This window comes from Alkalimonas amylolytica (assembly GCF_900107845.1).
Classification (GTDB): domain Bacteria; phylum Pseudomonadota; class Gammaproteobacteria; order Enterobacterales; family Alteromonadaceae; genus Alkalimonas; species Alkalimonas amylolytica.
In genome coordinates, this window is the sequence record NZ_FNRM01000002.1 from 222,246 (window position 1) to 235,994 (window position 13,749).

The 13,749-nt window shown below is 48.2% G+C and carries 11 protein-coding genes; 1 reads left to right on the forward strand and 10 read right to left on the reverse strand.

Features of this window, described 5'->3' with window-relative positions:
- Positions 1-3: 3 nt before the first annotated feature.
- From BLW37_RS04425 to BLW37_RS04440, 4 genes are read right to left on the reverse strand one after another with little or no spacing between them, the layout of a single operon-like run.
- Complete coding sequence (locus tag BLW37_RS04425) at positions 4-4,809, reverse strand: EAL domain-containing protein (RefSeq protein ID WP_171907542.1); 4,806 nt, start codon at positions 4,807-4,809, stop codon at positions 4-6.
- Positions 4,810-4,844: 35 nt separating this feature from the next.
- The gene (locus BLW37_RS04430) at positions 4,845-5,210 is read right to left on the reverse strand and encodes a response regulator (RefSeq protein ID WP_171907543.1); all 366 of its coding nucleotides are present in this window, start codon (positions 5,208-5,210) and stop codon (positions 4,845-4,847) included.
- Positions 5,207-5,593, reverse strand: coding sequence for an Hpt domain-containing protein (locus BLW37_RS04435; RefSeq protein ID WP_091340181.1), 387 nt, complete (start codon positions 5,591-5,593; stop codon positions 5,207-5,209). Before BLW37_RS04435 ends, BLW37_RS04430 begins: the two co-directional genes overlap by 4 nt.
- Complete coding sequence (locus BLW37_RS04440) at positions 5,586-6,560, reverse strand: response regulator (protein WP_091340184.1); 975 nt, start codon at positions 6,558-6,560, stop codon at positions 5,586-5,588. Before BLW37_RS04440 ends, BLW37_RS04435 begins: the two co-directional genes overlap by 8 nt.
- A 289-nt stretch (positions 6,561-6,849) precedes the next feature.
- Here BLW37_RS04440 and BLW37_RS04445 point away from each other — a divergent pair, with 289 nt between their 5' ends.
- Positions 6,850-9,285 carry an EAL domain-containing protein gene (locus BLW37_RS04445; protein ID WP_091340191.1) on the forward strand — a complete coding sequence of 812 codons (2,436 nt, stop codon included), beginning with the start codon at positions 6,850-6,852 and terminating at the stop codon, positions 9,283-9,285.
- 24 nt (positions 9,286-9,309) lie between these two features.
- On the opposite strand, the gene BLW37_RS04450 is transcribed toward BLW37_RS04445, so the two are convergent.
- The 6 genes from BLW37_RS04450 to trhP all read right to left on the reverse strand — a co-directional run bounded on the left by BLW37_RS04450 (position 9,310) and on the right by trhP (position 13,671).
- Positions 9,310-9,699: a response regulator gene (locus BLW37_RS04450; RefSeq protein ID WP_245785612.1), complete on the reverse strand. Its 390-nt coding sequence runs from the start codon at positions 9,697-9,699 to the stop codon at positions 9,310-9,312.
- A gap of 91 nt (positions 9,700-9,790) precedes the next feature.
- Positions 9,791-11,089, reverse strand: coding sequence for a sensor histidine kinase (locus BLW37_RS04455; RefSeq protein ID WP_091340197.1), 1,299 nt, complete (start codon positions 11,087-11,089; stop codon positions 9,791-9,793).
- 5 nt (positions 11,090-11,094) lie between these two features.
- Positions 11,095-11,676: a chemotaxis protein CheC gene (locus BLW37_RS04460; RefSeq protein WP_091340200.1), complete on the reverse strand. Its 582-nt coding sequence runs from the start codon at positions 11,674-11,676 to the stop codon at positions 11,095-11,097.
- Positions 11,673-12,038, reverse strand: coding sequence for a response regulator (locus BLW37_RS04465; RefSeq protein ID WP_091341060.1), 366 nt, complete (start codon positions 12,036-12,038; stop codon positions 11,673-11,675). The genes BLW37_RS04460 and BLW37_RS04465 overlap by 4 nt, the downstream gene beginning before the upstream one ends.
- A 103-nt stretch (positions 12,039-12,141) precedes the next feature.
- Positions 12,142-12,348 (reverse strand): 4Fe-4S dicluster domain-containing protein, encoded by a 207-nt coding sequence (locus BLW37_RS04470; RefSeq protein ID WP_091340204.1) that lies wholly within the window; start codon positions 12,346-12,348, stop codon positions 12,142-12,144.
- A 3-nt stretch (positions 12,349-12,351) separates the two neighbouring features.
- Complete coding sequence (gene trhP, locus BLW37_RS04475; RefSeq protein WP_091340207.1) at positions 12,352-13,671, reverse strand: prephenate-dependent tRNA uridine(34) hydroxylase TrhP; 1,320 nt, start codon at positions 13,669-13,671, stop codon at positions 12,352-12,354.
- Positions 13,672-13,749: the final 78 nt, after the last annotated feature.

Below are 13,749 nucleotides of genomic sequence, written 5' to 3' on the forward strand. Positions count from 1 at the left end.
TTACTAGAATGAATCAGCACCTACTTTCTTTACGACTGGTTCAGCCTGTATCGATTCCTGATGCTGAAAAGCCAGACGGATTTCTTCCCGCAGCTTGTTGTCATCCCAGGGTTTGGTCAGAAACTTATAAATAGCCCCTTCATTGATGGCCGCCGTTACTGATGATATGTCGGTATAGCCGGACAAGACCAAGCGTACCGTCTCCGGATACATGGCTTTCACTTTACTCAAAAACTCAGTGCCACTCATCCCAGGCATCCGTTGATCGGAAACCACCACCTGAATATTATGCAACGCCAGCAATTCAAACGCTTGCTCCGCATTGGTGGCGCTATAGATCTGATACGCTTCACGGCGCAGCACCCGAACCAGGGCCTTTAAGATATTCTCTTCATCATCCAGCAGCAGGATCTTCTTGCTGTGGTTGTCGCTGCTCTCTGCATCTTCATCAGCAAGCCTTGACTGCGCAGCAGCCAGAGTAGTGAGTAGCTCTTTAGCAGGCATAGGTTTGGCAAAATAGTAGCCCTGAAACTCGTCGCACTGATGTTTGCGTAAAAAAGCCACCTGAGTTTTGGTCTCAACCCCTTCGGCAATCACCTTAATTTGCAGGTGATGCGCCATCGAAATAATGGCTTTGGTGATAGCGGCATCGTGCCTATCCCGAATCACATCCCGTATAAAGGAACGATCGATCTTAATTTTCTGCAACGGTAAATGTTTCAAATAACTTAGACTGGAAAAACCGGTACCAAAGTCATCGATGGATATGCTAACCCCCAACTTGTTCAATTGATGCAACTTATGGATCGCCACCTCGGTTTGATTCAGTAACACCGACTCCGTCAGTTCCAGTTCCAATGAGGCTGCCGGTAATTGGTGCGCCTGCAGCACCGTCTGGATGGTTTCAATAAAATTTGTGCGTTGAAACTGCAACGACGAAACATTCACGGCCATCACCAGCCCCTGATAGCCTTTTTGCTGTAACTCAGCGGCAAAGGTGCAGGCAGTGTGCAACACCCATTCACTGAGCGCGATGATCTGGCCACTGTCTTCCGCTACTGGAATAAAATCGGCAGGCGCTATATTACCCAAAGTGGGATGCTTCCAGCGCAACAAGGCCTCCATGCCAATGATTCGGTTACTCAGCGCATCGTATTGTGGCTGATAATGCAGCACAAACTCCTTGGCGGCAATGGCCTTTTGCAGTTCTGTGCGCAGCGTAAGCTGGCGGCCCAGCTCCTGATTCAACTCACGGTTGTACCACTGGTAATTGTTGTGCCCCAGTTGTTTTGCTTTAAACATGGCCAAATCAGCTTGCTGGATTAACCTGGTGGGCTCGTCCAGTTCACCGGATGATACCGTGATGCCGATACTGGCACTTATGTGCAGCTCCTGTCCATGTAGGGTGAAGGTTTGATTCAGATGATGCAGGATCCGCTCCGCAATCAGCACGACATCTTCTTCATGGTGCAACTCAGGTAATAACAAGACAAACTCATCGCCTCCCAAGCGGGCCAGAGTATCCCCCGGCCGGATGTGTTCGGATAAGCGCTGGCCCACTTCCATCAACAACTGATCCCCCATCAGGTGCCCCAGCGTATCGTTCACCAATTTAAAGCCGTCCAAATCGATAAACAGCACTGCCAGGCTACGCTTACTGCGAGCTGACATCCGGCAACCCTGATTTAGCCGGTCATGCAGTAAGGCCCGGTTTGGCAAACCGGTCAAAATGTCGTGACTGGCATTAAATGCCAGTTCATCTTCAAACGACTTTTGGCTGGTAACATCATTCTGAACGCCTATAAAGTGGCTGATCTGACCCTGCTCATCCGGCACCGGTGCCATGTAAAGTTCATTCCAAAATAAAGTACCGTCCTTGCGTACATTCTTTAACAGCACATGGCATTCAGCATGGGTCTCAAGGCTGGCTTTGATTTCCTCTGCCACGCCGGCATCCCGGTAGTCACCTTGCAAAAAGCGACAATTACGCCCCATCGCATCCGCCGCGCTATAACCGGTAATGCGCTCAAAAGCTTTATTCACATAAACAATCGGATGATCCGGCTCTCGCGCATCGGTAATAATGACTCCGTTTGAAGAGGCCTCAATAGCACGCTGAAATAAACGCAATTGCTCCTGATCATGCAGCTTCTCCGTGAGATCTTTGGCAATGACAAAAATCCCTACCACCTGGTGCTCAACATGAATAGGCGTATGGCTTAACTGCAGCGTGTGCAAAGCGCCTGCCAAGCGACATGTCAGCTCATAGGTCTGAGGGCTGCCATGAGCTGTTTTATGTAGCAACTCAGTGACTCTGGCCTGCTCGGTGGCAGGCAGCCGCTGAATAAAAGAACTCTGCAGCAGTGTTTGCTCCGACTGCCGCCATAAAAAGCAAGCGGCCCGATTGGCGGCAGTAAAGTTGCCCTGCAAATCTAAAGCAAAAATTGGATCCGGATTGGAGAAAAACAATGAACGGTAGCGCTGTTCACTGTGCTGCACTTTTCGTCGGTCTTCCGTGCGCTCAATTGCAATCACCGCCAGTTGGGCGCAGGCATCGATCAGCAAGTGCTCAGCATCTGCCGGTAAGCCTGGCCGCTGGTAATAGATGGCAAAGGTACCCAGCACCTCGTTATTTTGTGCCAGCAGCGGGAATGACCAACAAGCCCTAATTTGGTGCTGCCTGGCCAATTGCTGAAACGACTGCATCCGAGCGTCTTTAGTGGCATCAGCGACCAGTACTGGCGCTTTGCTTCGAACGGCGGCGCCACAAACCCCACTGTCGCCTTCTAGCGGCAAACCATCGAGCTCTGCCATCAACTGACGATCCATACTGGGCGCTGAGACCAGCTGCAATCGCTGCTGCTTAACCAACATCACCGAGCAATGGCAGTCATCGAACTCGTGTTCGTAATAGCGGCATAAGTCATCCAATACCATCTTAAGCGGTTGATTGGTGGAGATTTGCTGCAACGCCTGAGTGCGGATCCTGCTGATCCTTTCTTGCTGTACCAGCGCCGTAATATCACGAGCTATAGCGAACATGGTATTGCTCTCTTGCACCCAGCGCGCCGACCACATCAACCAGACAATTTTGCCATTTTTATGCAGATAGCGATTTCTAAAATCAAGCGTTTCCTGCCCCTGCTGAATTTTTTCCGCTTGCTCACGGGTGGCTTGCTGATCCTTGGGATGCACAAAGTCCAGAAAAGGCCTTGCCATTAATTCCTGCCGCGAAAAACCAAATACAGTTTCACAAGCATCACTGAGCTGCACAAAATAACCATCGGCATTTACAATGGTAAGTACATCTCTGGAGTAGGTCATGATCGCCTGATTCAGTACCATTAACTCAGATTGCTGTTTCAGGCTGCTGGTGAGCTGCATGTTGCTGGTCAATAAAGCCTGACGACTTCGATTGGTAAAAGACAACAAGCTATGGCTTATCATCAAGCCAAAAGCTACCAAGTAACCCAGCAAAAGCAGAACAGCGGGTGGGAAGCCCAAATAACGTAACCAGAAATTCGAGTCACGATATACTTCAGCTTGCCAGGCACTGTCCGCGATAAGGAGCCGCTCAGTCGTATACAAACGTTGATAAGCTGGAATCTCGGTTGCCACCGAAGAAGGCAGCAAGTGATGTACCCTATCACCAGCTCGAACTCGTAATGACAACAGCAAGCCTGGCTGGGTACGCTGCAAATACTGAGCCCATATAGCTAAATCCAGACTGCTCACTAAGAGTGCAGGCTGCTCCTTGATTTTAAGAGGTATCAAGAGCACTAGCCATAACCCCTGATCTGGTGCTGTCACCAGCAAGATATCCTCGCGCTGGTTGCTCAAGGCTTGTTGCAATTGCGCTAAATGCTGAACCTGCTGTCGATACCATACCGTCATGGCTTCGGTTCGCCCCTGGCTTAGTAATTCAGCGTCGGATTCCGTCAGTACAGTTAGCTGTTGTAAGGCCGCATAGTCCCTTAAATAACCATTGGCATCCAATTGCCAGAGCGTATCTAGTGCTCCATCGCCAAACACAGCCAATCGATCCGCCATACGCTTGATCAGCAACTGATAGTGCGTTAGTTCATGCAGCTTATCCTTTAGCAATTGCTCAACCATCTCAGATGATTGTCGCTGTAAAGCCTGGTTTTCTATCTGTTGTAAATACCACCAGAGTGAAACAGCACAGAAGACAATGGCGACAATAAACAGGCTTGCAATGCGACGAATACCCGCATGCAGGGGCCGTTTTACTTTATCCAGCAACAGCTCATTGCTCATCAGTAAAGCGATCAATACGGCACAAAAACTATGCATCGACTGATGCACACCAAAAGACAACCAAAACCAACCATGCCATGGCATCAATGCCAGCAATACCAACAACAAGCCCATACCGACAAAAAAATGCACCCCAAGCCAGCGATAACGCGCCTTGGCTAACAAGCGGAACAACCATGCTGCGGACAGCAAGGTCAGTGCCAACAATACCCCCAGGCTAAACCAAGGAGGGTCGGGTTCGAACCAGACTTTAAACATCAACAGGTTGCTTTGATACCAACCAAAAGCAATCAGCCCAATGAACACCAAAAGCAAGCCCAGTAAATACCGATGCGTTACCAAGTTCAGTACATAACATAGTTGAACCAACAACAGAGCAACTAAAAACAATGCATCACCCGACTGCAATAACCAAAATGCAGGGAAACCTGGTTGCAACACCCAGCTATGCAGCACAACGCCTAGTAAGACAAAGCTAACCAGCAGCAGATTAGTGCGCAGCAAGTTAACGGCGATCATGGTTGGCTGCATAGGCTGTACTCCGGAACTTCCAATTGATGACAGGCTCATGACAACTGCTGATGAAGAAACGCCAGCAGCTCAGCTTTGGTGATGGGTTTAGTTAAGATCCCCTGGATCAGGCCTTGCGTCACAGCCTGTTGCATCTCTGAGGTGGTCTCCATTCCCGAAAGCAAATAGCAGCGTGTGGCCATAGCCCAAGCTGACTGTCCTTTGCAAAAATCCAGGCCATTTTGCTCGGGCATCAGATAATCTATCAGCAAGAGTTCGGTTGGGTGCTCCGCTAAGAACTGCCTGGCCTGCGAGCAGCTCTGCTCAAAATGACAGGGATAAGGCGCTGCACGCAGCATTCGCTGATAAGCATTCAGCATGTAAGAGTCGTCATCCAGCAGCAGCACACGGGCAGTTGTCATGCTTGCCCCTTCTGACTGGTCCGGGCCTGGATGCATTGCTCCAACTGCTGCCACATCAACGACAAATAACTGGCCAGATGGTCCAATTCATCGAAGGCATCTTCACGCATCCTTCGTTCTATCTGAATACAGAGCGTTGAATACTGCTGCGCGCCAGTGATAGCGGCCATGCTTTTTAACTTGTGCGCCATTTGAATAATATCCAGCACATTTTGCATGGCCAGTGCCTGGCTTAAACGCTGATGATACGCACCAGCTTCCTGATAGAAGCGCTGCAAAATCATCGTGATTTCTTCCTCTGTTAATTCACCATAAAACGACTGCAAGACCTGCAAGTCCAACACCGGCATACCATGAATGGAACTTTCAAATGACTCAGTCATGCAGCTTCTCCACAGTCGTGGTCAATTTTTGTACCAGAGGACGGTTGATCGTTTGCATCCACCAGTAAGAAAAGCGCTTCAGCAGATCAAGCACCAGCGAGTTGTGCCGCAAATCGGCCTGTTCCAGTTGCTGGCCTAATTTATTCAGCTTAATCAGTTGCACTTTGAATTGATGCCAAAACTCAGGCCGGCCCTCCCGCTTTTGCAGGTTCTTGACCACGTAATTCAAGTAATCAATGGCTTCGCAGGTTCGCTTTCGCTCCGCTTCCATGGCCACCAACTTGCAGTCTTTCACAAAGACGTTATGAAAACAGCTTAAATTAAAAGCAAATTTTTTTAAGCGCCGATCCAGCTGATAAATACCGGTGGTAGAATCTTCCGGCCAATTCAAAAAGTCTTTTTCTTTTTGCAGGGTTGTTTCATCATCTGCTGCTGGTAAGTAGCCTGTTTCTTCCTGAGGGGGAGCCTGGCGTACTATGGAAGCACTGACCTTACGTGAAGGTTCTTTCGGTGGCTCTTTTGGTTGATCCAGCTCTTTCTGGTACAGGTGGGCATAATGGTGGGCAGGTTGAATAAATTTCTCATGGGTTAGGTGATGCAGCACTTTTTTACCCAGCGCATCAAAAGACAAAGGTTTGACCAGAAAGTCGTTCACATCGTAGGCAATGCTCTGTTGCACCTGGGCAAGATAAGCATTGCCGGAAAAAATCAGGATCGGGATATCATGAGCAGTTGGTAGCTTACCGGCCCGTATGCGTTTGATCAGCTCCAGCCCATCCGGCGCTTTAATTTCCAGATCGGTGATCAGCATATCAACGGTGGACTCTTCCAGTAATTCGAGTGCTGTTTTTCCATCCAACGCTTTCAGAGCACTGCAATTCGGGATCCGATTGACAGCACCGTACAGAAAGTCACACATCAAAGTGACATCATCGACCACCAGTATCGTATAGCTACGTTGAAGCATAGCACCTGCTTAATGATTCCCTTATCTATCCTAACTATAGAACTACGCAATGAATTTGCAATGGTGTGAATTTGGGGATGCCAAGCTTAATACGCAAAGTTATGCAGCAAATTAACCTGTGATAACGGTGCCAGCGGCTGTTGCCCTTATCATCTGGCTTCATCGTAAAACATGACGACAAAAAATATCATAGATTTATCAGAGTAATGTTCATTTTTACTCAAGCTGTCTGCAGGAATGTCCGCTAGTATAGATTTTAGGGACTTTCAGGATATCGGAGTACAGTCAGATGCCTAAGGATGAAGTCAGTAAATGGTTGGACATGCAGCACAGTTTTCGTGCCAACCTGCAGCAAAAAACGACTGAGCTGTCTCAGTGCTGGCAGCTTTATCTTGCCAATGATGATCTAACCGCCCGTCAAGAGTTAAAACGTTTGTGCCGCCAGCTGGCCGGTGCTGCTGAAATCTATAGCTTTAAGGGGGTAAGGGACAGTGCCGGACAATTGGCTGCCTTGCTGGCAAAACCATTTTCTGACGAGCTAACACAGCGCATCCAAGAGCACAACTGCATGGAAGTGCTGGAACAACAGCTTAGCAGCACAACCCAAAGCAAACATCGTAACCAGACTGAGCATCTTCTCGAGGCCCAAGATAATGACTTGCCTGGTGTTTTGCTGTTTGACCAAGATGAACAGGCTGCCGAATGCCTGGCTGGCGAACTCAGAGCTCATGGTTTTAACCTGGTCATCGAGTCCGATGCCGCAAATTTGTACGATACGCTGCTACGAACCAAGCCTCAGGTGGTCCTTTGCTCTATCCAGCTGCACCATCAACACTGTCTGAGCCTCGAAGCCATCTGTAGCAGCAAGCATCAATTGGGTTATCAACCCGAGGTACTGTGTTTTAGTGAGTACGATACCTTTGAAGCACGATTGGCAGCAGCCCGGGCCGGTTGTCAGCACTTAATGCTCAAGCCTGTAGATCCAAAGCAAGTGCTGCACCAGCTGAATAAGCTTATTCACAAAGAAAAAGCAGAACCCTATCAGATTTTGCTGGTGGACCCGGATGCAGATGTACTGCGGTTCTATCGACATGCGCTGAGTATGGGCGGCTACACAGTCGCCACCGCCACAGAGGCCAAAGCAGCTTACGAGCTGGCCATAAAAATCAAACCCGAACTGATGCTGATAGATTTAAACCTGAAAGGTTGCAGCGGCATTGAACTGGGTAAAATTGTCCGTCAACATCAAGGGCTAGCCAATACACCGCTTATTTTTATGGCTCAACAGCAAGAAGGTAACGAACGCATGGCTGAGGCAGATCTCGCGGGTGATGATTTTATTCAAAAACCTATAGCGCCATGGCGCTTGCTTATGACCGTTGAAGCCAAAGTAAAACGCAGTCGCCTACTAAAGCAAGAACAGCGCGCTGTTATCCAACGACCGGAGCTAATACAGCACATCGATACTCTGACCGCTCTGCCTACCCTGTGGCAATTAAAACGTGAGTTGAAAAAAAACTCAGATCGTGAAGGCACCCTTTGTTTGATGAAACTGGATCTGGACCAGTTTCATTTGATCAACGATGTCTACGGCCGGGAAACCGGCGATCTGGTACTACAAACCATAGCTTGGCAGCTTGCTCAACTGCTGAGTGAGCAGGATCATCTGTACCGCGAAAGCGGCGATGAGTTCTGGTTGCTGTGCCGCCAACTCACTACGTTGGAACAAGCGGCAGAATTTACCGAGCACATGCTGCTGGTTTTGGAACAAATATCAACGAACTTTGATGTCAGTATTCACTTTACCGCCAGTGTCGGTATTTGCCTGGTCAGTGAGCAGCAAGCGCCCGATGTATTGCTCCAGCACGCCAGCACAGCGCTTTACGAAGCTAAAAAAAAAGCCGGCCATCAGTTTCGGTTTTATGATCCGCAGCAACAACAAAAAATTGATTTACGGCAGCAGTTAAGCCAAACCATTCGTCAGGCCATTAGCAAAAAGCAATTTTCCTGCGTATTTCAGCCGATATTTTCAGCCGACAATAAACTCACCAGTTTGGAATTATTGGCTCGCTGGCGGCATCCTGAGCAAGGCAATATCTCACCGGCACTATTTATTCCGTTGCTGGAAGAACAAGGTTTAATCAGCTACCTGACTCGCCAGATGCTGGATTTGGGACTGCCGCAATTACAGCTATGGCGCCAACAGTGGCCTGAGCTAAGTTTGAATATCAACGTTAGTGCCCAGGATTTGGCCGATCCAGAGTTGTGTGAGCAACTGTTAGCACGAATGCAGCACCATGAGCTGCCCAATCATGCCCTGGTCATCGAGATTACGGAAAGCATTTTGATTCAGGCGGGTTCCGGTTCATTTGAACAATTGCAGCAACTCGTTGCACATGGCTTTGCCATTGCGCTGGATGACTTTGGTACCGGTTATTCATCACTGAGTTATCTGGATAAGCTGCCGGTGAGCCGCCTTAAAATTGATCGTAGCTTTGTACAGCGCATTGACGAGAATAAGCATGATAAGCTATTGCCGGCTATCATCCACCTGGCCAATGATCTGGAGCTGGAAATTACTGCTGAGGGCGTGGAAACCAAAGCCCAGTTTGATTATCTGAAAACCGTTGGCTGCCAGCGCTTCCAGGGCTATTTTTTCAGCAAACCGCTGACAGCCGATGATATTGCAAAAACCGCTTGGTTCCAGCAAGCATTAATCGACTAGCCATAAGCCCGATAAGGTGGTGATTTATCTTTTCTTTGCCCAACGCTGAAATGCGTGCGTGATTTCAGCACGCAGTTGCTGGTCGTCCCAAGGCTTTGTCATAAATTTATGGATGGCGCCTTCAGTAATAGCTTTGTTCATCGACTGCACATCGGCATAACCAGACAACACCATTCGAATAGTCTCCGGATACATGGACTGTACTTGACTTAAAAACTCTGTACCACTCATTTTTGGCATACGCTGATCCGACATAACAACCTGTATCGGATGCGCTGCCAACAATTCGAATGCCTCCTCTGCATTGGTTGCAATGAACACTGTATAGCCATCTTTACGCAACAACCGCCTCAATGCCCGAAGTATATTTTCTTCATCATCCAACAATAAAATAGAGTGCATAGAATCCGTCATCGATACTCCCATGGTGCTATGCCACATGCATCATCCAAACAATGTTATACCAGTGCATTGGGAGACGCTTAGTAAACAGCGGATGAACCATTCACATCCCCTTATCAGTTGGCTCATCCACAATCGGCAGTCGAATACAAAACTCAGTCCCTTGCTCTGGCTGACTTGATACCTGTATATCGCCCTTGTGTTGTTTGATAATGCCATAAGACAATGATAAACCAAGGCCGGTGCCACTTCCGACAGGTTTAGTGGTAAAAAATGGTTCAAATATTTTTTGCTGTATTTCATTACTAATACCACAGCCGGTATCACGAACTTTTATTTCCAACACCCCTGACTCCGGTGTTTGTACGGAAATATAAATATCACCTTTGTCTTCAATGGCCTGAGCCGCATTTACCAGTAAGTTCATAAACACCTGATTAAGCTGCATCGGTTGGCAATACAATAAAGGCAGTTCAGGCTGGTAATCCCTATGCACAATGGCTTTATACTTGATTTCATGCTGCAGAATTTTAAGGGTATTCTCAATGCCCTGCGTGATATCCGCATAGCACCACTCGCTAGAGTCCACATGCGAAAAATCTTTCAGGCTGCGGACTATAGCGATCACTCGCTCGGCTCCTTCAAGCGATTCATTGATCAAATCCCAAATGTCTTCATTCAGGTAATTGATCTGTTTTTCTTCAGCCAGCAAGTCTTTCTGTGCAATTAACTTATCAAGCCCGGTGCTATCGATCAATTGCATCAGGGATTGGTTGTATTGAGTATAGGTTTGCATATAGTCTTTCAGGCTCTGAATATTTGAATTAATATATCCAATCGGGTTGTTGATTTCATGCGCTACCCCTGCAGCCAACTGACCAATCGAAGCCATTTTCTCTGATTGCAATAACTGGCTCTGCGTTTCTTTCAATTTACGCAACAACTCCTTTTGCGCATCTCTTTCCTGCTCCAACTGGCCCGCCATGCGCCGCAACTCTTGATAGTAGCTAGCCTGAACGGTTACATCATGCACAATAATACAAACAAACTCAGGCGCCGCTTCAGGCGCTGACAATGGGAACAACTCGATGTTTTGGTACATCGCTGTTTCTTCACCGGTAATTGGCCTGGAACTTTGAAACTGAAACACATGGGGCCGTTGTTCCCAATAAGAAAAACTGGAGTGGTTCAACAAAAAAGCACTGTCAATTTTACGTTTTAAAAAGGCAAACTGTTGCGGAAATAAATCAGCAAGTGTTCTGCCATGTACTTCTTGCTCGGTGATATTTAAACGCTCAGCAAAAAAATTATTCCAGGTCACCACATTGTACTCTGGATTCACCACACAAACCCCAATAGGAAGTTGTCGTATCACGTAAGGGAACAGTTCATCCAGTGTCATCTAGATTACTCCAACAATTTATCGATCCGATCGATCAACTCACTGATTGATGACTCTTCCAGACAGATGATAACTCGTGAAGAAAAGTTGGCCCTTTCTACCACAAAGTCGACTTCCATTAACAACGCACTTTGCCATTTTAAATTCGAAAAATCCGTCAGGGTTGGGTCAAACAGCATGGGTGGATTCAAGGTATTTCTCAGCGTCAGCTGCTTGCTCATACCAAGTAGACAAGCCCCCGCCAATACGTTCGAAACATCCAGGATCAACTCCTGCAATTCAGTAGCTGATGGAGGGTTACTGTAGTCCATGGCTTCTGCAAAAGCATCACAGCCACTTTTATCCATCAGGCACAGCATTTCTCCTTTTAAATCACCCAGGAACGATTGGCGGGTATAATGCATGGTCTCTCCCTGCTCAAACAACTGGCTAAATTCGTGAGGGGTAGTTTGGGATATTTGCGGAATAGATAACGTAATTTTGCATGAAATCAACCGCGCCAAAGAATTCGCCGCCTGCCCCATGGAGATATTTAGGATCTCTTGCAGCGCATCTTTCTGATCATCACTAATTTGTACCGTACTCATAACAGCCCCATCTCATGCAGCACTTCATGCAGCTGCCCAGCTTGCAATGGCTTTTGCAAGAAACGGAAAGCACCCAGTTGATACACCAATGCCTGTGCTTGTGGTTGAATATCGGCACTGATCACAATCACCACAATTTTTTTATGGTGATTTTTTAAGTAGGTTAACACTTCAAAGCCATCCATTTCAGGCATGGTCAAATCCAGGAACAAGACATCGGCATGCCCTTCATCAACGGCAGCTAATGCTTCCTTGCCATTGCAAGCCTCGTGAATTACAACATCCCAATCAGCAGGTAAAGCACGTCTTATCCCCTTGCGGGACATCGCAGAATCATCAGCTATAGTAACATTTAACGGCATAGCGAATCCCCGTAACAAATTGTTATTTAGAGCTTTATCAAAGCATAGCTGTTTTATATCAATTTGCGAGGCAGCAACCAAAATTTGTTGCTCTGATGTGGTTTTACACCTCCCTGACAGCATCCATCAGGTAAATACAATCAATCGGACAAACTGCGATGCAGGTAGGCACATCGTAATAACCTTCGCACTCTGTACAAAGCGCTGGCACAACCTCGTAATGCTGTGCCCCCATGACAATCGCCTGATTGGGACATTCCGGTACACACATGTCACAGTTGATGCAGCTTACTTCAATCACTGCTGTCATGACTTAGCTCGCCACCTGCTGTGCTGCGGGAGGGGGCTCAGCCATCGGTAGCTGCTTCAGCAGCATGGCGTGTTGCAGCGATTGATTTTGCGGTAATTTTACTTTTAGCTGATAACAAGCACCTGGTGCCAGCAGGATATCGTGGTTTTGCTGATCACGCAGTGCCTCCAGCACAAAAGCCTGATTGCCCTGTGGGCTCATCAGCAGCAGCTGATCGCCAACGGCAAACTGGTTCTTTACCTCAACCAACGCAAAGCCGTGTTCATCTTGCTCAGCAATACACTCCCCCACCAGCTGCTGCGCACCTACACTGTGGCTGGTTTGATAATTTTGCAGCTCTTGCGGCAGATGGCGGCGCAAAAAGCCTTCGGTAAAACCGCGATTGGCCATGCCATCCAGTTCACTGAGCAGTTTCGGGTTGAATTCCTTGCCGGCCACCGCATCATCAATAGCCTGGCGATAAACCTGAGCGGTGCGCGCCACATAATAAGGCGACTTGGTACGACCTTCAATTTTTAGCGACTGCACGCCCATCTCGGTCAGGGCTTTAACATGGGCGATAGCCCGTAAGTCTTTCGAGTTTAAAATGTAGCTGCCATGCTCATCTTCTTCCATTGCCATCAGTTCCCCTGGGCGGCCCTGCTCTTCAATCAATACTGGTTCGCTAACAGGCTTAAACTGGCCGACCGCATCTTCTGTCGCAGCATGCACCTGATATTGCCAGCGGCAGGCATTGGTGCAGGTGCCCTGATTGGGGTCGCGCTTGTTGATGTAACCAGAGAGCAGACAGCGACCGGAATACGCCATACACAAGGCGCCGTGCACGAACACTTCCAGCTCCATGTCGGGTACCTGGCGGCGGATCTCAGCAATTTCTTCGACCGCCAGCTCACGCGATAAAATGACTCGCTCCACGCCCTGCGCCTGCCAGAATTTGACCGCGGCCCAATTCACCGTATTGGCCTGCACCGATAAATGCAGCGGCATCTTTGGAAAGTGCTGCTTTAACAGGTAAATCACGCCGGGGTCCGATACGATCAGTGCATCCGGTTGTAGCGCCACCACAGGTGCCATATCCTCAGCAAAACAGCTTAGTTTGCTGTTGTGCGGTGCGATATTGACCACCACATAAAACTTTTTACTCAGCGCATGCGCTTCAGCAATACCAGTCGCTAAGGTGGGCAAATCAAACTCGTTGTTGCGCACCCGCAAACTAAAACGCGGCTGTCCGGCATACACCGCATCGGCACCATAAGCAAAGGCCAGGCGCATGGCTTTTAAGCTGCCGGCGGGAGAAAGAAGTTCAGGTTGATGTGGCTGCATGGATGGTCTCGTGCCTGAATTTGGTTTATGGAGTGGATGCGAATACTAACCAGTTAATTGCCACACGATTTGATCCAG